Genomic DNA, 19,743 nt, shown 5'->3' on the forward strand with positions numbered 1-19,743 from the left:
CTGTGGACGCGGCGGGCTGTCACCGCTATCAGATGGGCCAAGTTAATTTGCGAGGGAATGAAGCATGTCTGCCCACGGAAAACCTATCAAAATGCAGGCGCGGAAATCCGCGGGTTTGTCGGGCGAGGCGCATGTGCCAGGCGATAAATCCATCTCGCATCGCAGCCTTATTTTTGGGGCGATGGCCATTGGGCAAACGCGCATCAAAGGGTTGCTTGAGGGGCAAGATGTTTTGGATACGGCCAAGGCGATGGCCTCCTTTGGTGCCCGCGTAACGCGTATTGGGGATGGCGAGTGGCATGTGGACGGCGTTGGTGTTGGTGGCTTTGCCGAGCCTGATCATGTGATTGATTGCGGCAATTCTGGAACGGGTGTGCGTCTGATTATGGGGGCTATGGCCACAACCCCAATTGCCGCCACCTTTACAGGCGATGCAAGCCTCAATAAGCGCCCCATGGCACGGGTCACAGACCCGCTCGCCCTTTTTGGTGCACAGGCCTTTGGGCGCTCAGGAGGGCGCTTGCCGATGACGATTATCGGTGCGGAAACCCCCGTGCCTGTGCGCTATAAGTTGCCTGTGCCATCAGCGCAGGTCAAATCTGCGGTTCTGTTGGCGGGCTTGAATGTGCGCGGACAAACTGTGGTCATCGAAGAAGAGGCCACGCGGGACCATACCGAACGGATGCTTGCGGGTTTTGGCGCAACGATTGCGAGCGAGCAGACCGATGAGGGGCGCGTGATCACCTTAGAGGGCCAACCAGAATTGCGCCCACAGGATATCACTGTGCCCCGTGATCCCTCCTCCGCGGCCTTTCCAATTTGTGCGGCGCTTATCACGGAACGCTCAGATGTATTGGTGCCAAATATCGGACTTAACCCCACCCGCGCAGGTTTGTTTGAAACCCTGATCGAGATGGGGGCGGATTTGACCTATGAAAACATCCGCGATGAAGGCGGAGAGCCTATGGCAGACATCCGTGCGCGTTTCTCACCTCGTCTCAAGGGGATCGAAGTTCCGCCTGAGCGCGCCGCAAGTATGATTGATGAATACCCAATTCTGTCGGTTGTGGCCGCGAATGCCACGGGCGCGACTGTGATGCGCGGGGTCAAAGAACTGCGCGTCAAGGAAAGCGACCGCATTGATGCCATGGCCACAGGTCTGCGCGCAAATGGGGTTGAGGTGGAAGATGGCCCTGATTGGTGGATTGTGCAGGGCCGCGGTGCGGGCGGTGTGCAAGGCGGCGCGATATGTGCAACGCATTTGGATCATCGGATCGCCATGTCTTTCTTGTGCTTGGGGCTGTCCACGAAAGAACCCGTGCAAATTGATGATGGCGGGCCAATTACGACTTCATTCCCCATCTTCATTGACCTGATGCGGGGGCTTGGCGCCACGCTTGGCGAGGTGGACGTTTGATTTTCACGGTCGCCATTGATGGGCCTGCGGCCGCAGGTAAGGGCACGATAAGCCGCCGCTTGGCTGATCAATTTGGCTTTGCCCATCTCGATACAGGCCTGCTTTATCGGGCCGTTGGGGCAAAAGTGGCCGATGGCGCCGCGCCTGAGATGGCCGCGCAAAATCTGACAGCCGCCGATCTGGCCCGCACTGATCTGCGCAGCCATGCGGCGGGGCAAGCCGCCTCAAAAGTTGCTGTGATCCCCGAGGTGCGCAGTGCCTTGGTGACATTTCAACGCGAGTTTGCCCGTCAAAGTGGCGGCGCCGTTTTGGATGGGCGCGATATTGGCACGGTGATCTGCCCCGATGCGGATTTGAAATTATTCATCACAGCCCGCCCCGAAGTGCGCGCGCATCGCCGCTATTTGGAACTTGGGGGAGATGAAGCGCAGATCTTGAACGAGATCATTGAGCGCGACAGCCGCGATATGTCGCGTGCAGATGCCCCATTGCGTGCCGCCGAGGATGCGGTGGTGATCGACACCAGCGATTTGGACATTGAGGCAGCTGTTCGCCTTGCGGCAGAACATGTGACAGCCCGCCTCAAGGGCTAGTGTGAAAAATGGCCAAAACCCTTGTCATACTGGCGCAATGACTGTATGAGCCACGCAATCAAGCAGACGGTCAACGTCTCGGATTGAGCAGGGTCGGGATATCCTCCGGCCCTTCATCATTTTCGAGGGGGCGATTGAAAACGAAACCAAAGACCTGCGGAGACAACCGCATGGCCCGAATAGCTCTATGAAAAGGAACTGAATATTTATGTGCGCTAAAGCAACTATGGAAGAATTCGAAGCCCTTCTGAACGAAAGCTTCGAGATTGATACCCCCGCAGAAGGTGCGGTTGTCACTGGTAAGGTCATCGCAATCGAAGCGGGCCAAGCCATCATTGATGTGGGCTACAAAATGGAAGGCCGCATCGACCTTAAAGAATTCGCAAATCCCGGCGAGGCCCCCGAAATCGCAGTTGGTGATGAGGTAGAGGTTTACTTGCGCAATGTGGAAAACGCGCGTGGCGAAGCGGTTCTGAGCCGCGAAATGGCCCGCCGCGAAGCCGCATGGGATCGCTTGGAAAAAGCATATGCCGCAGAAGAGCGTGTCGATGGTGCAATCTTTGGCCGCGTCAAAGGCGGCTTCACCGTTGATCTTGGCGGTGCTGTTGCGTTCTTGCCTGGGTCTCAGGTTGACGTGCGCCCCGTGCGGGATGCAGGGCCTTTGATGGGCCTCAAGCAGCCATTCCAAATCCTGAAAATGGATCGCCGCCGTGGTAATATCGTTGTGTCCCGCCGTGCAATCCTTGAGGAAAGCCGCGCCGAGCAGCGCGCCGAAGTTATCGGCAAACTGGGCGAAGGCGACATCGTGGATGGTGTGGTCAAGAACATCACCGAATACGGCGCATTTGTTGACTTGGGCGGTGTTGACGGCCTGTTGCACGTCACCGACATGGCATGGCGCCGTGTGAATGATCCAAAAGAGGTTCTCACAATTGGTGAGACCGTGAAGGTTCAGGTGATCAAGGTCAACAAAGACACCCATCGTATCAGCCTCGGCATGAAGCAGCTGTTGGACGATCCATGGGATTCCGTTGAAGCGAAATTCCCGCTTGAATCCGTTCACATGGGCCGCGTGACCAACATCACCGATTACGGTGCATTTGTTGAGCTGGAGCCTGGCGTTGAAGGTCTTGTGCACGTGTCTGAGATGTCATGGACAAAGAAAAACGTGCATCCTGGCAAGATCGTTTCGACCAGCCAAGAAGTTGAAGTAATGGTTCTGGAGATCGACAGCTCCAAGCGCCGCGTATCGCTTGGCCTCAAGCAGACCATGCGCAACCCATGGGAAGTGTTTGCAGAAACCCATCCTGTTGGCACCGCGGTTGAAGGCGAGATCAAGAACATCACTGAATTTGGTTTGTTCATCGGCCTCGACAACGACATTGACGGTATGGTTCACCTGTCTGACCTGACATGGGAAGGCCGTGGCGAGGATGTGATCGGCGATTACCACAAAGGCGATATGGTCAAGGCGGTTGTTTCCGAAGTTGACGTTGAGAAAGAACGTATCTCCTTGTCGATCAAAGCCGTTGATGGCGACCCATTCGCAGATGCAGTTGGCGGCGTGAAACGTGGCTCGGTCATCACTGTTGTTGTGACTTCGATCGAAGAAGGTGGTCTGGAAGTGGAATATGAAGGCATGAAATCCTTCATTCGCCGCTCGGACCTCAGTCGCGACCGCGGTGATCAGCGTCCTGACCGTTTCTCGGTTGGTGACAAGATTGATGTGCGCGTAACCAATATCGATGTAAAGACCCGCAAACTGGGTCTGTCGATCAAGGCACGCGAAATCGCCGAAGAAAAAGATGCGGTCGAGCAGTATGGCTCATCCGATTCTGGTGCAAGCTTGGGCGATATTCTTGGAGCTGCCTTGAACAAAGATGAGTAATCATCGCGCTGGCTTTAGACCCCGCTATGAAATGAAAAAGCCCCGCTCTGCAGAGCGGGGCTTTTTCTATTTCTGTATGATAGGCCGTCGTAGCTGATAGAATTTTCATCTTTTGCGCTTCACGGGCAAACGAAGTATCAATGTGGGCAGGGCAGAGATGCATAGCATGCAAGGGGCTCGGATAGAGCGGTAGGAGAACATATTATGACGAACGTGGCAGTTTTTGGCGCTGGTGGCAAAATGGGAGTCCGATGCTCTCTCAATTTGGCTAAAACTGACTTTGATGTGTCCCACATTGAAGTGAGCGAAGCTGGCCGCGCACGCCTAAAAGAGGCCGTTGGTGTTGATTGCGTTGATGCTGAGACCGCAATTGCTAACGCTGACGTCGTGCTTCTTGCTGTTCCGGATACGGCCATTGGCGCTGTCGCCACAAGCATCGTCGACAAACTGAACCCAGGCACAATGGTTGTGATCCTCGATGCGGCTGCACCTTTCGCGGGCCATTTGCCAGAACGAAAAGATATCACTTACTTTGTGACCCACCCATGTCACCCGATGATCTACCACAATGAAGCCAAAGAAGCTGCGCGCCTCGATCGTTTCGGTGGGGTGGCTCATCCGCAGGGCGTCGTGAATGCCCTGATGCAGGGCCCAGAAGAGCACTACGCGATCGGCGATGAGGTGGCGAAAGCGATCTACGCGCCCGTGCGCACCACATACCGCGTGACGGTCGAACAGATGGCCTACCTAGAACCTGGCCTGTCCGAAACCGTCTGTGCCTCGCTTCTGGTCGTGATGAAACAAGCGATGGACGAAGTTGTGAAAACTGGCGTTTCTGAGGAATGCGCACGTGACTTCTTGCTCGGTCATATGAACATTTTGGGTGCTGTAATCTTTAATGTTCAGGACGGTGTTTTCTCGGACGCGTGCAACAAAGCAATCGAATTCGGCATCCCAGCCCTGATGCGCGATGATTGGCAAAACGTCTTCGAGCGGGATGAAATCATGGCGTCCATTCGCCGGATTACATAACCCGAAATACCACCTGCTGAATTGAAAGAGCTGTGCCATTTGGGGTGCATTCTGTTGACATTCAATACACGGAAGGAATTCAGCACTGTTAAGCAGCAAAGACATTTAAATTGTGGTTAAAATAAAAAACACCGTCCCAAAGGGACGGTGTTTTGAAATAGTCAGGTGGGTTTGGATTAGAAACCCAGACCTTCGTATTTCTTTTTGAACTTGGAAACGCGGCCGCCTGTATCCATCAAGCGCGCGCCACCACCTGTCCATGCAGGGTGCACGGAAGGGTCAATATCCAGCGCAAGCGTATCGCCCTCGGAACCCCAAGTGGATTTCATCTGAACAACGGTACCATCGGTCATTTTGACATCGATGACGTGGTAATCGGGATGGATGTCTTTTTTCATCGTCTAAGCCCTTCTTACGCTTCGGCATTATCGCTGAGTTCGCGATAGTTTGTTTTCTCGGCGATACGGGCCGACTTACCACGGCGATCACGCAAGTAGTACAGCTTCGCACGGCGAACACGGCCGCGGCGCACCACTTCGATTGAATCGATATTGGTCGAGTAGAGGGGGAATACGCGCTCTACGCCTTCACCAAATGAAATTTTGCGAACAGTGAACGAACCTGCGATCCCTTTGCCGTTTTTACGGCTGATGCAAACGCCTTCATACATCTGAACACGAGAACGCGACCCTTCGGTCACTTTAAAGCCAACGCGAATGGTGTCGCCAGCTTTGAAATCGGGAATGGTCTTCCCAAGGGCGGCAATCTGTTCCGCCTCGATTTGTGCGATCAGATCCATTGGATCTTCTCCTCTAAATGCTCGCGGTTGCTCCGCGAAGGTGTGGTCGCATCTGAGAGCTCTGGTCTTCGACCGGATCCACCTGTTCCCATATGGGGGTGTCCGCCAGAGGTCACGCTGACTTTCCTAATGTGATCTTTGGCTAATCTGCCTTGCGCCGAAGTTCCGCAAAAGCGCGGGGACGAAGCCCCAAGAAAAACCAAAGGGGCCCGATCAGCCGATTCCGACTGCGGACGGATGGCGTATAGGCTGCAAATCCCAAAGGATCAAGCCTTATCGCGCCCTGTCTTGCCCTGTTTAGAGAGATATTCCGCCCAAAGATCAGGACGGCGCGATTGCGTTAAAGCCTCGGCTTGGGCATGGCGCCATTCCGCAACGCGGGCGTGATTGCCAGATGTCAAAACCTCGGGGATCGCCATCCCGCGCCATTCAGCGGGGCGGGTATAATGCGGATGCTCCAACAGGCCATTGGAAAAACTTTCTTCTTGGGTCGAGTCAAAATTTCCCAAGACACCCGGAATAAGGCGAATGGTGGCGTCAAGCACCGCTTGGGCGGCAATCTCGCCGCCCGTCAGAACAAAATCACCCAGCGAGATTTCTTCCATCTCGTAATGGTCAATTACACGTTGATCCACCCCTTCGAACCGCCCGCATAAAAGGGTCATGCCGTCACAGCTCGCAAGGCGCGCGGCATCGGCCTGTGTAAAAGGCCGCCCCCGAGGTGACAGATAGACACGCGGCCAGCGTGCAGGGTCACGTGGTGTGTTATCAGCGGCCATGTCCATGGCGCGCCCCAAAATGTCGGGACGCAAGACCAGCCCTGCGCCGCCGCCTGCGGGCGTATCATCAACATTGCGGTGCTTGCCCTCGCCGAAGATGCGCAGGTCGATAGTGTCTAAGGCCCAAAGACCGCTTTGCAATGCCTTACCTGTCAGCGAGCCCCCCAAGACACCTGGAAACATGTCAGGAAAGAGTGTGATGACCTTCGCGCACCATGCATCCTTTAGGCGCTGCGGCCCCATCAAATCGCGTGGGGTGGCATTGGCCGAAATCGACAGACGGCCATAGCTGCGGGGTGGTTTAGACGTCATCGTCAAACAAGCCTTCTGGCGGATCAATCACGATGCGCTTGGCGCTGAGGTCAACTGTGGGGACAACCGCCTGTGTAAAGGGCACAAGAACGCTGCCTTTGTGATTGGGCACGCTGCGCAGTTCGAGAATATCACCTGCGCCATGGTTCAAAACGGCTGCCACCTTGCCGCGCGCTGCGCCGCCTGTGTCGACCACGTTAAGACCGAGAAGGTCGCTGTGATAAAACTCGTCATCAGGAAGAGCGGGCAGGGCCGTGCGCGGGGCAAACAAACGGGTGCCGCGAAGGCCATCTGCCGCTTCTTTTGTCATGACCCCAACAACCCGCGCGGCAAAGCCACCTTTGACCGCACGGGTGATTTTAAGATCAAAGCTTCGATCGCCTTTTTCAGAAAACAGCGGGGTGTAAGTGCCGATATCTTCGGGATTGGCGCAAAAACTTTTGAGGCGCACTTCACCGCGCACGCCAAAGGAGCCTGCAATCGCACCGACACAAATCAGGTTTTGATCGCTCATTCCACGGGGCCCTCTCTTAGGCATAACCGATCTGCGCTGACCCATTCGCCCGAAAGGGCAAGACAGGCCGCTTGCGCATTGCGCCGTTCTTCAACGCGCCCACCTATATAGGCGACAAGGCACAGGATCGAAATTAGGATCAGGCGGCGCATTTAAGATACTCAAAGCCACATCTACGCTTGGCCCTAAGGCCGCCTTGCCCCCAAGACATAACAAGCGGGGGCAAGGCAGGGGGCTGATTACTCAGCCTTTGCTTCTTCTGCGGCTTCCTCAGCGGCAGGCGCTTCTTCAGGTGCAACTGCTTCTTCTGCGGCTTCCTCAGCGGCAGGCGTTTCTTCAGGTGCAGCTGCTTCTTCAACAACGGCCTCTTCTGCGGGCGCCTCTTCTGCGGCAGGTGCAGGTGCGGCTGCTGCTTCGGCTGCTTCTGCGGCCTTAGCGGCTTTTTCTTCTGCGCGCTCTTGTGCCTTTTTGCCTGGAACAGCTTTGTTCGGGTTGTTGCGGGTTTTCGCGGCCAACACGCCAGCTGCTTCCAAGAAACGGCTTACGCGGTCGGTGGGCTGTGCGCCCTGCTCGAGCCAGTATTTCACGCGCTCCATGTTCATTTTCACGCGATCTTCGCTGTCTTTTGCCAAGAGCGGGTTATATGTGCCGAGCTTCTCGATGAAGCGGCCATCGCGGGGCATGCGGCTGTCAGAGGCCACGATGCTGTAGAATGGGCGCTTTTTCGAGCCACCACGGGCCAAGCGGATTTTCATTGCCATGTTAGTCTTCTCCTTCGGATAGATGATCGGGGCGTTTTTGTTTATTGCCCGTTTTCAATGTGTTGTTCATGGTGACGGATGACCTCCTGAATGATGAATTTCAGAAAGGTCTTGGCGAATTCGGGGTCGAGATCGGCCTCCTCAGCCAAACGCTCAAGCCGCGCGATTTGTTTGGCTTCGCGGTCTGGGTCGGACGGGGGCAGATCATGTTGTGCCTTCAATTTCCCCACGGCTTGGGTGTGCTTAAACCGCTCGCCAAGAGTATAGACGAGGATTGCGTCCAAGCGATCAATCGAGGCGCGATGTTCCTTGAGCAGCGCTGCGGCGCGGGCGGCTGTATCGGTCATGATGCAATCCCTTTATTTCTTTTTGCCAAAGCCCGTCAGGGGCGGCAGACCGCCGCCGCCACCCAAGCCGCCAAGCCCCATCTTGCGGGCTGCGGCCTCCATCGCTTTGGGATCCATTGCTGAAGGATCCATGCCCGTCAAATCTTTGGGTGCGCCTTTGCCCATTAATGCGCCAAGGCCCTGCTTGAGCATCCCACCTTTGCCCATTTTGCCCAGCTTCTTCATCGCATCGGCCATCTGGCGGTGCATTTTCAAAAGTTTGTTCAGGTCAGAGACATCTTGCCCTGCGCCTGCGGCAATGCGCTTTTTGCGGCTTGCCTGCAAAAGGTCAGGGTTGGCCCTTTCCCGCTTCGTCATGGATTGGATCAGCGCGATCTGGCGTTTGATCACCTTGTCATCAAGCCCTGCATCATCAAGCTGCTTTTGCATCTTGGCCATGCCCGGCATCATCGACATCATGCCCTGCATCCCGCCCATTTTCAGCATCTGCTCTAGTTGGCCTTTAAGGTCATTCATGTTGAACTGACCTTTTTGGAAGCGCTTCATCATGCGCTCCGCCTGTTCAGCTTCTAGGGTTTCCTGGGCTTTTTCAACAAGGGCCACGATATCGCCCATGCCTAAGATGCGGCCAGCGACACGCTGTGCTTCGAATGTCTCAAGCGCCTCGAGCTTTTCACCCAAACCCACAAAGCGGATCGGTTTGCCCGTGATGGCGCGCATCGACAGTGCCGCGCCGCCGCGACCATCGCCGTCCATACGGGTCAAAACGATGCCAGAGACGCCAATTTTATCGTCAAATTCCTGTGCAACATTCACCGCATCTTGGCCCGTGAGGCCATCCACGACCAAGAGTGTCTCGCGCGGGTTGGCAATGTCACGCACGGCTGCGGCCTGCGCGATCAGGTCTTGATCAATATGCAAGCGCCCTGCGGTGTCGAGGATATAGACATCATAGCCGCCAAGCCCTGCTTGGGTTTTGGCGCGCTTTGCAATCGTCTCAGGGTTTTCACCTTTGATGATGGGCAGGGTATCCACGCCAATTTGTTGGCCAAGGATGGCCAACTGCTCCATCGCGGCAGGGCGGTTTGTGTCAAGGGATGCCATCAACACGCGCTTGCCTTCGCGCTCCTTCAGGCGCTTGGCCAGTTTCGCGGTTGTTGTGGTTTTCCCTGACCCTTGCAGACCCACCATCAGGATGGGTGCAGGCGGGTTGTCTATTTTCAGTGCGCCAATCTCGCCTTCGCCCTGAAGCGTGGCGATCAATTCGTCATGCACAATTTTGACGACCTGTTGACCAGGGGTCACCGATTTGGTCACCGCAGCGCCTGTGGCCTTTTTCTCGACCGCGCGAATAAATTCACGCGCCACAGGCAAAGAGACATCTGCCTCAAGCAAAGCCACCCGCACTTCGCGCAGGGCTGTTTTCACATCATCAGCAGACAAAGCACCTTGCTTTGTCAGCCCCTCAAAGACCGAGGAGAGGCGTTCTGAAAGTGTTTCAAACATTGGCCAAGGCCCCTTTTTCGCGTCATCTCTTTGGTGTTCTGTGCATCAGGCCACCGCATTGCAATGCACCAAGGCCCCCGTGGGCGAAACTCGCTGACGGGGGGCGATCTTGGACATATCCTAAGACCAGAAAGCCAAAGCTTGCTGGAAGTTGTGCCCTTAGTACGCGCGCGGGCAAGGGAATGTCAAGCCTTCGCGCCTTAGTTCAAATGGCGCAAGAGCCGCGCATGACGATCAAAGGCCGTGATCAACTGTCCCAAATTTTGGATATCTGTCGCCTCAAGCATGGGCAACATCTTCACAAAGGCCCGCGCCGTTCCCAATGTGTCGCCAAGTGCGGTATGACGGGCATTGTCGGGTATGCGGATGCTAAGGCGGTCACATAGCGCGTCCAATGTGTGTTCCGCAGACTGACCAAAAAGGATGGCCGAACACAGAACAGTGTCTAAGATCGGCTGATCAAAACGCGCGCCAATGGCCCCTTCACGCCGCTGTAGAAAGGCCATGTCAAAGGGGGCGTTATGGGCCACCAGAACCGCGCCATCGGCAAAGCGATGAAACCGCGATAAGGCATCAACAACCGATGGGGCGTCTGCCACCATCTCATTGGTGATGTGATGCACCGCTGTTGAGGCCGCAGGGATTTTGCGCGCAGGGTTGACCAATGTGTCAAAGCGTTCGCTCTCGACCAATTTGCCGTTTACGATCCGCATCGCGGCAATCTGACAGATTTCATCGACTTGCGGGTTCAACCCGGTGGTTTCTGTGTCGAACACCACGAAAGACAAGTTCTTTAACGGGGCCTGTGACAGCTCAGCAGGCAGTGCGGTTTGCAACAGGTCAAAATCATATTGGATCACGCGCGGCGTTTGCAGCGCTTCGGGGGCGGCGGCTAGGGACAGGCTGATCCTATGATCTGTGGCTTTGATCTTGGCGCCGTGGCTGCGTAAAACATCGGCCCCCGCAAAGCGTGAATGGCCCGTGATCAGGGGGCTGTCTAACCAGTCTTTGAGCCGTGCTGCGTCAGGGGCCTTTGCATCTCCCTGCAAGTCAAGAATGGCCTCTCCCTCTGTCAGACGGGCCGCAAGTCGAATGTCAGACGCCCCCGCGCCAATCCATGACAGCGTCAGGCGCTCTAACAAGCGGCTGATAGCAAAGCCATCGGCGCGCAGTCGCAAGTCAGGCAGCGCGTCATACTGCAGTTGGATATCCTTTTGCGCCAAGCGCGTGGCAAGCGCGATTGCAATATCGGATAGGTCAAGCTGCTCAAGGGGCCACCATGCTGTATCGGTTTTGACCTTTTCTTTTTGCACATCGCGCAACGTCTTTTCCAACTGTGCACGTGGCGCCCCTTGAGGCAGGTCTCGCAAAACGGCATCCACGGCCTCAATTAAATCGGAAAACAGGGCCTCGCGCGTGCCATGCAGTGCTAAATCCTTGGATCGGTCTTGCAAGCACAAGAGATAGGCAGGATCGGCTGTTTCCTGACCTTCGAGCCAGAATAAGCGCATCCGTGCCTCGAAAAGGCGTGCATCGTGGCGGGTTGTTACCAAAATATCCGTGCCTTTGGCGCTCTGTGCGCGCAACAGCCTGCCATAAGCCTCCCGCAAGGGGGCCATGCGCAAAAGCTGATCAAGGGGGCGGTTCAGACCCAACCCCTCATCATCATTGAAGAGATCCCGCATCTTGCCATTGTAAAGCGCGATTTTATGGTCAGGCGTGCAGAACACGACCCCATCGGGAATTTCAGCCAGTAAGGTTTCAAGCCGCTGCTTCTCAAGGCCGAGCCGTGCTGTTTCACGCCCCACGGCCAATGCCATTGCGTTGCGCGTTTCGGTCAAATGCGCGGCAACAGCCGCAGCAGCAGGGGCTAAATCACCCAAATATCGCGCATAGTTTGGATTGATTTCATCATCCACATTGGCATGGGCGCGGGCGCGCATATCCGCGGCCAATGCCTCAAGGGGGCGGGCGACATATTCATCGAACTTCGTCCAAACCCAAGCAGACAGGCCGATAATTGCAAATGCCCCTACCGCCCCTGCGGTGATAAAGGCCGATAGCGCGTGATCCTCGCCCAAACGAACATACCCGATCACCAGACCCGCAGTCAGCAGGGCCGCGCCCCCAAAGGCCAAGAGCGCAAAGAACAAAAAGATGCGCAAACGCAAACTAAGATGGGTGAACATGGGCGTGCGGGCCTCCTCCTCCCGCAGCGGTGACGCGGCCTAGCCGCCCAGAGTTGGGCAGACCACGGCAATCAACGGATCATCAGGGGAAACCGCTAACCAATCGGCATTCTCGGCGCGGCCATCGGCATCAAAACTGGTGGTTGGAAAAATCTCTGCGCGGGCGGGGGTCGTGCAATCCACCAAGATAGGCTTGATGATCGCGGGTTGCCACCGCTCGTGCAGGCGCGTTTGCACAACCCATTGGCCCGAGCCTTCGACTGTTTCGACAGTCTCTGACGGGGTAACCGCGACAAAGCCTTTGATCCATGGCTTCACATATGTCCATGGCTGCCAAGCTGCGCGCTGTTCGCGGGTGGCGATCATTACAGTGTCTGTGGGCAGGGTGGCCATGACGCCGCGCGCCCATGAGTATTCTAGGGATATCGTGGTCAGGATCATCGCCAGCCCTGCGCCCGCAGGCACAAACCATTTTGGTATCCGCTCTCCTATCAGGCGGCGCAGGCCATAGGCGATGCCTGCCCCTGCAAAGGCTGAGGACAGTGCCGCAATAAGGACGAGGAACATTTGCATTTCGTTGGTCTTTCTCTTTTCGTGGCAATCAAAAACAGGCGCAGGGGTTATAGAAACCCGCTCTGCTGTCCGATTGCCGATTGCATTGTTTTAATCACAACGAAGGCATCGCGGAGATGACTTCGATCAAAATCGGATAAATAAGCAGGTGCCATGAAATTATCGGGCGCGTGGCCATTGCGTATTTTGCGCGCTTGATGCGCAAGCCGCGCTTCCGCGATCATGTCATAGGCATCCAATAAATCCCGTCCGCCCGAGGCAGAAACCGCACCTCCGTCAATTGCGGCAACCAAGCGCGCGCGGGTGTTTACTTCGGTCAACTGTCCTTTCAGCGCATAGATGCGCCCCAAATCCACCACGGGCACAACGCCGTTATGCTTGAGATCAATGCGATCTTTATGCTCGCCTGACCGAACAGTGGCAAAGCCCCGAAAGAGACCAAGCGGGGGCGTATGCTTGAGCGAATTGGAAATCATATGAGCCACAAAAATCGAATTTCCCGAAGCCTCTGCAAGGGTCGAGGCGTGAAGATCGTCAAACAGGGCCATCGTGCCGCCAATGGGCCGTAGGTCAAACATCACCGATGCCAACATCTGCGCCTCGGTGTCAGGTTTGTTGATCCATTTCGAGAAATAGTTTCGCCAAACGCGTAAGGGTTGCCGCCAACGCGCGGCGGTCGCCATCATATCACCTGGGCAGTAGAAATAGCCTGCCTCATCTAAACCATCCGAGACGAATTTTGCCAAAGCGGCGAAATACGCGTCATCTTCTGGGCGCATGGCATCGTCTATGATCAGGCAATTGTCTTGGTCGGACACGCCCGTTTGTTCTTGCCGACCTTGGCTGCCGCAGGCCAGCCACAGATAGGGCACAGGCGGCGGCCCAAGATGGTCTTCGGCAAGTTTTAGCAACCGCCGGGTCGCGGCATCGCCGATATCGGTGATCAGGCGTGTGACCACCTGATGATCATTATTTGCCCCAACCAATTGCATCAAAAGGGCAGGGATGCCTTTTACATATTTGGCAATTTCTGCGCTATTCGCGGCATAGGCGATATCCATGATGATTGAGGCGGAACTGGTCGCCTGAAAGCGCATCATATCGGTCTGGCTTAATATGCCTTCGGGCTGCCCGCGATCCATGACGGGCATATGGGTAAACCCATGCTCGACCATCAAATGCAGCGCATCAGCCACGAGGGCGGAGGCGGGCAAGGTCTTGGGATCACGCGTCATCACTTCAGCCACGGCCGTGTCTGATGGCAGCCCCGCCGCCATAGCGCGATTGGTTAAGTCGCGTGTGGTGATGATCCCTTGCAGCGCCCCCGTTTTGGAGGTGACAAGCAAGCAAGAGACGCGGTGATCCCGCATCTTTTTCGCGGCGCTCAGCAAGCTGTCTTGCGCTGTGCAGGTCAGAGGATTGTGCGTCATTAAATCGCCCAAGGTTTGGGTCGACAACGCACTGCGCTTGGCGCGGGCTGGGCGGGTGCGGTCAAAGAAATCTAGAAAGGCGGGGTGCTCTTTCACCAATTTATGGAAAAGTGGCGCCGAGATTTCCAAAAATTCGGTTGGTTTCACGGCGGTTGCGGTGACAGGCGCAATACCATCGCGCATCAAGCCACGCTCTCCGAAGGAGTTTTTGGGGCCGAGGATCGAGACCAGTTCACCATTGGGTTCGGTGATATCAACCTGCCCTGACACGATGAGGTAAAGCGCCTCAAGCGGCGCGCCCGCGTGATAAATCACAGCGCCCGCTTTCGCCATGGAGCGGTTCACCTGCCCTGCCAGTTCCGCCAGATAATCATGCGGTAAGCTGTCATAGGGGTGCGTTTGTGACAGAAGTGTCAGGATTTCTTTTGGCATCTGGATCTGGGTCTGTTTGGTCGGTCTGGCTCAGCCTAGACTATTTATGAAAAAGGCGCATCCCGATTGATCGGAATGCGCCCATTTTTCTTAAGGGGTAGCCCCTAAGTGATCAAAGGATCACTTGTTGAGGGCTGCACCTGAGCCACGTGGGATACGTACGGATTCCACGAGGTCTTGGATCTCCTGCGGAGGCTCTGCTGTCACGCGGGATACTGCGAATGCGACTGCAAAGTTCAGCAACGCGCCCACTGGCCCGAAATGGGTTGGTGGAATGCCGAACAGGTAGTTCGCTGCAGTGTTCTCCAGCATGTTGGTGCCTGGGATGAAGAACCAACCCAAGAATGTGAACAGGTAGAGACAGGTCGAAATCAGACCTGCAAGCATACCTGCTGTTGCACCTGCGGAGTTCATGCGCTTGGAGAAGATACCCATCATCAGTGTTGGGAACAGCGAAGCTGCTGCCAGACCGAATGCCAGAGCCACGGTTTGCGCCGCAAAGCCTGGAGGGTTCAGACCAAGATAGGTTGCCAAAGCAATCGCGCCTGCCATCGAGATGCGTGCGGCCAGAAGCTCGCCTCTCTCGGAGATGTCAGGATTGATCACCGACTTGATCAAGTCGTGGCTGATGGAAGAGGAGATCGCCAACAGAAGACCCGCCGCAGTGGACAGAGCCGCTGCCAGACCACCTGCCGCGATCAGAGCGACAACCCAACCTGGAAGCTGTGCGATTTCTGGGTTTGCCAAAACGAGGATGTCACGGTTGAACGTGACAAGCTCGTTTCCTGCCCAACCACGCTCAGCTGCCATTTCAGCCATACCAGCGTTATTTTCATTGTAGTACTGGATCAGGCCATCGCCGTTCTTGTCTTCAACAGCCAGAAGGCCAGTCACCGACCAAGTGTTGAACCAATCAGGCAGATCAGCTTGTGCAACAGGCTCACCTTGAACGCCATTTGGCCACATGGTGGTCATGATGTTCAAACGAGCCATAGCACCCACCGCAGGAGCGGTTAGGTAAAGCAGCGCGATGAACACCAGCGCCCAGCCAGCAGACCAACGTGCGTCTGACACTTTGGGAACGGTGAAGAAGCGAATGATCACGTGGGGCAGACCCGCGGTACCAATCATTAGAGACAAGGTAAACAAAGCCATCAACCATGGGCTAGAGCCTGTGGTGTAAGCATTGAAGCCCAGATCCGTCAGCAAGCCGTCCAATGTGGTCAGCAGAGGCTGGCCAGAGGCGGTATGCTCGGAGAAGAGGCCGAGGCTTGGGATTGGGTTACCTGTCAGTTGCAGTGAGATGAACACAGCAGGGATCGTATACGCAGTGATCAGAACACAATACTGCGCCACCTGCGTATAGGTGATGCCCTTCATGCCACCTAAAACCGCGTAAACGAAAACGGTTGCGGAGGCAATGTAGAGACCCGTTGTTTTGTCAACTTCGAGGAAGCGAGAGAAGGCCACGCCAGCACCAGTCATCTGACCGATAACGTAAGTCACGGACATCACAATCAGTGAGGCTACGGCCACAACGCGTGCAGTTTGGCTGTAGAAACGGTCGCCTACGAACTCAGGAACCGTATACTTGCCAAATTTGCGCAAATAGGGTGCAAGAAGCATCGCCATAAGCACGTAACCGCCCGTCCAGCCCATGAGGAAGGTCGAGTTGTTATAGCCTACGAATGCGATAAGACCTGCCATCGAGATGAAGGAGGCCGCCGACATCCAGTCAGCTGCAGTTGCCATACCGTTTAAGACAGGCGGAACACCACGCCCCGCGGCGTAGAATTCAGATGTGGAGCCCGCGCGGGCCCAAATTGCGATACCGAAGTAGAGCGCAAACGACAGCCCCACAACGATAATATTGAGTGTTGTTTGTTCCATAATCTGGCCCGTCCCTTACTCTTCGTCCACGCCATATTCTTTGTCTAATTTATTCATACGCGCTGCGTAGAAGAAAATCAGAACAAGGAATACGAGGATTGAACCTTGCTGAGCAAACCAGAAGCCCAGATCTGTGCCACCCACCGCGATGCCGCTAAGCATCGGGCGGAAAAGAATAGCAAAGCCATAGGAACACAGCGCCCAGATCACCAAGCATAGGGTGACCAAGCGGATGTTCGCGGCCCAGTATTCAGAGTTATTTGCCTTTTCGGCCATTGATATCTCCCTTCGGTTTCTAACCAGTGAGGCACTGCCCCAACGGTGACATCTGACGCCGCCTCCTCCTAAGGCGCCGACAGAATTCTTTTGCCCAATTACGCCCCAGTGAGGTGGGACACGATCTTGCCAAGTGCCTTGGCAATATCGTCAATAGCCCCCATAGCCGCGACTTTGCTAAGCGTGCCGCGGGCATTGTAATAGTCGATAAGGGGGGCCGTTTGGGCATGATATGCCGACAGGCGCGTGCGCACTGTTTCGGCATTATCATCAGGGCGGCGCTTAAACGAGCTGCCCTGACATTTGTCACAAACACCCGCTGTTGCGGGTTGCTTGAATTCGTCATGATATCCCTCGCCACAATCGGCGCAGGTATAGCGACCCGATACGCGGGCCACCATCGCTTCATCATCCACCTCAAGGCTGATGACAGCGTCAATCTGCTGGTTGCGTGCCGCCAAAAGGCCATCAAGCGCCTCGGCTTGCGCGGCAGTGCGGGGAAAACCATCCAGAATTGTGCCTGCGGCCACATCGGGCTGCTGAAGGCGTTCTTCGAGAACGGCGAGCACAATCTCATCCGAGACCAACTCGCCCTTTTCCATAACCGATTTCGCGGCCAAGCCTGCGGGTGTGCCTGCATTGACTGCGCCACGCAGCAAGTCACCAGTGGACAGCTGCACAAGCCCGAATGCCTCTTCTAGCATGCGGGCTTGGGTGCCCTTCCCAGCGCCCGGAGGCCCGAGAAGGATTAAGTTAACTGGTCGTGTCATCGTATCTGCCGTCATTTACTGAATTCCACGCGTTACTTGACGATGCGATTGGCGATGAGGTCATCCACCACGCTTGGATCTGCCAAGGTTGATGTGTCACCAAGGCTGCCGAAATCGTTTTCGGCAATCTTACGCAAAATGCGGCGCATGATTTTCCCCGACCGCGTTTTGGGCAGGCCAGGTGCAAATTGCAGTGCGTCTGGTTTTGCAATTGGGCCGATCTCTTTACGCACCCAATTGGTCAATTCTGCCCGCAATTCTTCGGAGGGCTCTTCGCCCGCCATCAACGTGACGTAGCAATAGATCCCCTGACCTTTGAGATCATGGGGGAAGCCCACCACTGCGGCCTCTGATACTTTTTCATGTGCCACAAGCGCCGATTCAACTTCGGCTGTGCCCATGCGGTGGCCCGACACGTTGATCACATCATCCACGCGGCCCGTGATCCAGTAATAACCATCTTCGTCACGGCGGCATCCGTCCCCAGTGAAGTAATAACCTCTATAGTCACTGAAATAAGCTTGCACAAATCGATCAGGATCACCCCACAGGGTGCGCATCTGACCAGGCCAGCTGTCTTTGATACACAAAACGCCTTCTGCGGCGGTTTCGTGGATTTCTTGACCTGTGGTCGCATCCAACAGCACGGGCTGAACGCCGAAGAATGGATTTGTTGCTGAGCCCGGCTTAAGTTTGGTTGCACCTGGCAGAGGCGTAATCAAATGGCCGCCCGTTTCGGTCTGCCACCATGTGTCAACAATGGGGCAGTTCCCCTTGCCAACAACGTCATTATACCAATTCCATGCTTCGGGGTTTATAGGCTCGCCCACCGACCCCAAAAGCTTGAGGCTAGAGAGATCATATTTGGTCACGAATTCATTACCCTGACCCATCAGCAAACGAATGGCTGTAGGGGCGGTGTAGAAATGGTTCACTTTGTGCTTTTCACAAACAGCCCAGAAACGACCCGCGTCAGGATAGGTTGGCACGCCTTCAAACATCAAAGTTGTCGCGCCATTCGCAAGCGGGCCGTAGATGATATAGCTGTGGCCTGTCACCCAGCCTACATCTGCGGTGCACCAGAACACATCGCCATCATGATAGTCGAATGTGTATTGATGCGTCATCGCAGCATAAGTCAGATAGCCGCCTGACGTATGAACAACACCCTTCGGCTTGCCCGTTGAGCCCGAGGTGTAAAGAATGAACAGCGGATCTTCAGCGTTCATTTCTTCCGCAGGGCAGGCGGAGGATTGGCCCGCAGAGGCCTCATGATACCAGATATCGCGACCATCGGCCCAAGCTACATCTTGGCCTGTGCGCTTCACAACCAAGCATTTCACATGGTCATCACAATGCAAAAGAGCCTTATCCACGTTAGATTTCAGATCGGTCACACGACCGCCGCGGGGGCGCCGTCCGAAGTGATGACAACCCGTGCTTCCGAGTCATTGATCCGATTTGCCAATGCGTCAGGCGAGAAGCCCGCGAAGACCACGGAGTGGATCGCGCCGATGCGCGCGCAGGCCAGCATGGCATAGGCGGCCTCGGGGATCATCGGCAAATAGAGAACAACACGATCACCGCGCTTAACGCCCAATGATTTCAGGGTGTTGGCAAAACGGCCCACTTCATCGCCAAGCTGTGAATAGGTGATATGCTGCGCGGCTTCGTTTGGATCGTCTGGTTCAAACAAAATCGCAGTCTGATCGCCGCGCGTTGCCAGATGACGATCAATGCAGTTCGCCGCTACGTTCAGCGTGCCGTCTTCATACCAACGGATATCTACGTTGTCATAGGCAAAGGAGGTGTTTTTCACCTTGGTGTAGGGCTTGATCCAATCAAGGCGCTTACCTTGTTCACCCCAAAACGCCTCGGGATCGGAAATGGAGGCCTCATACATTGCTGTGTATTTATCCGCGTCAATGTGCGCGCCAGCAAGAAGATCAGGGAATTTCGAAGTCGTTGGCAATGTAGTTCTCCCTCAAAGGTGGCGGCGCGGATGTCGTTTGACAAAGGGTGCCGCGCCGCAGCTTGGGTGTCGCTCACCCCGATCCCTTCGTGGAAATATGGCGGTTCGTGCTTGTTCAACGTAAACAAACGACACAAACGCAGCTCATGTGATGACTAAAACAGATCCTCCCCGATCCCCAAATTTTGCGTCCTTGCCCCCTCCATTGGGCGGTTTCGCAAAGTCGACAGCGGCCCCATCCTTGGCCTGATTTCCCAATCAGG

Annotated in this window: 17 protein-coding genes and 2 pseudogenes; 4 read left to right on the forward strand and 15 right to left on the reverse strand. The window is 55.5% G+C overall.

Annotated features, from left to right (window positions below; genetic code table 11):
• Nucleotides 1-64: 64 nt before the first annotated feature.
• From aroA to AAC621_RS08125, 4 genes are all read left to right on the forward strand, one after another.
• Nucleotides 65-1,417: a 3-phosphoshikimate 1-carboxyvinyltransferase gene (aroA, locus tag AAC621_RS08110; protein WP_340254130.1), complete on the forward strand. Its 1,353-nt coding sequence runs from the start codon at nt 65-67 to the stop codon at nt 1,415-1,417.
• Nucleotides 1,414-2,010: a (d)CMP kinase gene (locus AAC621_RS08115; protein ID WP_317655741.1), complete on the forward strand. Its 597-nt coding sequence runs from the start codon at nt 1,414-1,416 to the stop codon at nt 2,008-2,010. Before aroA ends, AAC621_RS08115 begins: the two co-directional genes overlap by 4 nt.
• Before the next feature lie 208 nt (nt 2,011-2,218).
• Nucleotides 2,219-3,898 (forward strand): 30S ribosomal protein S1, encoded by a 1,680-nt coding sequence (gene rpsA / locus AAC621_RS08120; RefSeq protein WP_340254133.1) that lies wholly within the window; start codon nt 2,219-2,221, stop codon nt 3,896-3,898.
• Between the two features lie 204 nt (nt 3,899-4,102).
• The gene (locus AAC621_RS08125; RefSeq protein ID WP_340254135.1) at nt 4,103-4,930 is read left to right on the forward strand and encodes a phosphogluconate dehydrogenase C-terminal domain-containing protein; all 828 of its coding nucleotides are present in this window, start codon (nt 4,103-4,105) and stop codon (nt 4,928-4,930) included.
• 176 nt (nt 4,931-5,106) lie between these two features.
• Here AAC621_RS08125 and rpmE read toward each other — a convergent pair whose 3' ends face one another.
• The 15 genes and pseudogenes from rpmE to acs form a co-directional block, all read right to left on the reverse strand.
• Nucleotides 5,107-5,328 carry a 50S ribosomal protein L31 gene (gene rpmE / locus AAC621_RS08130; protein WP_317655736.1) on the reverse strand — a complete coding sequence of 74 codons (222 nt, stop codon included), beginning with the start codon at nt 5,326-5,328 and terminating at the stop codon, nt 5,107-5,109.
• A 14-nt stretch (nt 5,329-5,342) separates the two neighbouring features.
• Complete coding sequence (gene rplS, locus AAC621_RS08135; protein WP_317655735.1) at nt 5,343-5,729, reverse strand: 50S ribosomal protein L19; 387 nt, start codon at nt 5,727-5,729, stop codon at nt 5,343-5,345.
• 266 nt (nt 5,730-5,995) lie between these two features.
• Nucleotides 5,996-6,820, reverse strand: a complete 825-nt coding sequence (gene trmD / locus AAC621_RS08140) for a tRNA (guanosine(37)-N1)-methyltransferase TrmD (protein WP_340254138.1) — start codon at nt 6,818-6,820, stop codon at nt 5,996-5,998.
• On the reverse strand, nt 6,810-7,334 hold the full coding sequence (gene rimM, locus AAC621_RS08145; RefSeq protein ID WP_340244548.1) for a ribosome maturation factor RimM: 525 nt from the start codon (nt 7,332-7,334) through the stop codon (nt 6,810-6,812). The genes trmD and rimM overlap by 11 nt, the downstream gene beginning before the upstream one ends.
• Nucleotides 7,331-7,486: a hypothetical protein gene (locus AAC621_RS08150; RefSeq protein WP_340254140.1), complete on the reverse strand. Its 156-nt coding sequence runs from the start codon at nt 7,484-7,486 to the stop codon at nt 7,331-7,333. Before AAC621_RS08150 ends, rimM begins: the two co-directional genes overlap by 4 nt.
• A 210-nt stretch (nt 7,487-7,696) precedes the next feature.
• A pseudogene (gene rpsP / locus AAC621_RS08155) lies at nt 7,697-8,095 on the reverse strand (30S ribosomal protein S16); the annotation flags it as partial.
• A 41-nt stretch (nt 8,096-8,136) separates the two neighbouring features.
• The gene (locus AAC621_RS08160) at nt 8,137-8,442 is read right to left on the reverse strand and encodes a chorismate mutase (protein WP_317655731.1); all 306 of its coding nucleotides are present in this window, start codon (nt 8,440-8,442) and stop codon (nt 8,137-8,139) included.
• 12 nt (nt 8,443-8,454) lie between these two features.
• On the reverse strand, nt 8,455-9,948 hold the full coding sequence (gene ffh, locus AAC621_RS08165; protein ID WP_340254142.1) for a signal recognition particle protein: 1,494 nt from the start codon (nt 9,946-9,948) through the stop codon (nt 8,455-8,457).
• 200 nt (nt 9,949-10,148) lie between these two features.
• Nucleotides 10,149-12,137, reverse strand: a complete 1,989-nt coding sequence (locus AAC621_RS08170) for a 3'-5' exonuclease (protein ID WP_340254144.1) — start codon at nt 12,135-12,137, stop codon at nt 10,149-10,151.
• Nucleotides 12,138-12,176: 39 nt separating this feature from the next.
• Nucleotides 12,177-12,710 (reverse strand): hypothetical protein, encoded by a 534-nt coding sequence (locus AAC621_RS08175; protein WP_340254146.1) that lies wholly within the window; start codon nt 12,708-12,710, stop codon nt 12,177-12,179.
• Between the two features lie 47 nt (nt 12,711-12,757).
• On the reverse strand, nt 12,758-14,572 hold the full coding sequence (locus AAC621_RS08180) for a DUF294 nucleotidyltransferase-like domain-containing protein (RefSeq protein ID WP_340254148.1): 1,815 nt from the start codon (nt 14,570-14,572) through the stop codon (nt 12,758-12,760).
• Nucleotides 14,573-14,692: 120 nt separating this feature from the next.
• Complete coding sequence (locus AAC621_RS08185) at nt 14,693-16,462, reverse strand: sodium:solute symporter family protein (protein WP_340254151.1); 1,770 nt, start codon at nt 16,460-16,462, stop codon at nt 14,693-14,695.
• Between the two features lie 15 nt (nt 16,463-16,477).
• A complete protein-coding gene (locus tag AAC621_RS08190) occupies nt 16,478-16,738 on the reverse strand; it encodes a DUF4212 domain-containing protein (RefSeq protein ID WP_317655725.1) in 261 nt (86 codons plus the stop codon).
• A gap of 98 nt (nt 16,739-16,836) precedes the next feature.
• Entirely contained in the window at nt 16,837-17,523 is a 687-nt protein-coding gene (locus tag AAC621_RS08195; RefSeq protein WP_340254155.1) for an adenylate kinase, read from the reverse strand.
• 17 nt (nt 17,524-17,540) lie between these two features.
• A pseudogene (acs, locus tag AAC621_RS08200) lies at nt 17,541-19,411 on the reverse strand (acetate--CoA ligase).
• Nucleotides 19,412-19,743 lie beyond the last annotated feature (332 nt).

The organism is Roseobacter sp. HKCC-CH-9208, from assembly GCF_037805125.1.
GTDB lineage: Bacteria > Pseudomonadota > Alphaproteobacteria > Rhodobacterales > Rhodobacteraceae > M30B80.

Coding starts and splice junctions, on each gene's coding strand:
- aroA (WP_340254130.1), top strand. CDS start 65: ATGTCTGCCCACGGAAAACCTATCAAAATGCAGGCGCGGAAATCCGCG.
- rpsA (WP_340254133.1), top strand. CDS start 2,219: ATGTGCGCTAAAGCAACTATGGAAGAATTCGAAGCCCTTCTGAACGAA.
- AAC621_RS08125 (WP_340254135.1), top strand. CDS start 4,103: ATGACGAACGTGGCAGTTTTTGGCGCTGGTGGCAAAATGGGAGTCCGA.
- rpmE (WP_317655736.1), bottom strand. CDS start 5,328: ATGAAAAAAGACATCCATCCCGATTACCACGTCATCGATGTCAAAATG.
- rplS (WP_317655735.1), bottom strand. CDS start 5,729: ATGGATCTGATCGCACAAATCGAGGCGGAACAGATTGCCGCCCTTGGG.
- trmD (WP_340254138.1), bottom strand. CDS start 6,820: ATGACGTCTAAACCACCCCGCAGCTATGGCCGTCTGTCGATTTCGGCC.
- rimM (WP_340244548.1), bottom strand. CDS start 7,334: ATGAGCGATCAAAACCTGATTTGTGTCGGTGCGATTGCAGGCTCCTTT.
- AAC621_RS08150 (WP_340254140.1), bottom strand. CDS start 7,486: ATGCGCCGCCTGATCCTAATTTCGATCCTGTGCCTTGTCGCCTATATA.
- AAC621_RS08160 (WP_317655731.1), bottom strand. CDS start 8,442: ATGACCGATACAGCCGCCCGCGCCGCAGCGCTGCTCAAGGAACATCGC.
- ffh (WP_340254142.1), bottom strand. CDS start 9,948: ATGTTTGAAACACTTTCAGAACGCCTCTCCTCGGTCTTTGAGGGGCTG.
- AAC621_RS08170 (WP_340254144.1), bottom strand. CDS start 12,137: ATGTTCACCCATCTTAGTTTGCGTTTGCGCATCTTTTTGTTCTTTGCG.
- AAC621_RS08175 (WP_340254146.1), bottom strand. CDS start 12,710: ATGCAAATGTTCCTCGTCCTTATTGCGGCACTGTCCTCAGCCTTTGCA.
- AAC621_RS08180 (WP_340254148.1), bottom strand. CDS start 14,572: ATGCCAAAAGAAATCCTGACACTTCTGTCACAAACGCACCCCTATGAC.
- AAC621_RS08185 (WP_340254151.1), bottom strand. CDS start 16,462: ATGGAACAAACAACACTCAATATTATCGTTGTGGGGCTGTCGTTTGCG.
- AAC621_RS08190 (WP_317655725.1), bottom strand. CDS start 16,738: ATGGCCGAAAAGGCAAATAACTCTGAATACTGGGCCGCGAACATCCGC.
- AAC621_RS08195 (WP_340254155.1), bottom strand. CDS start 17,523: ATGACGGCAGATACGATGACACGACCAGTTAACTTAATCCTTCTCGGG.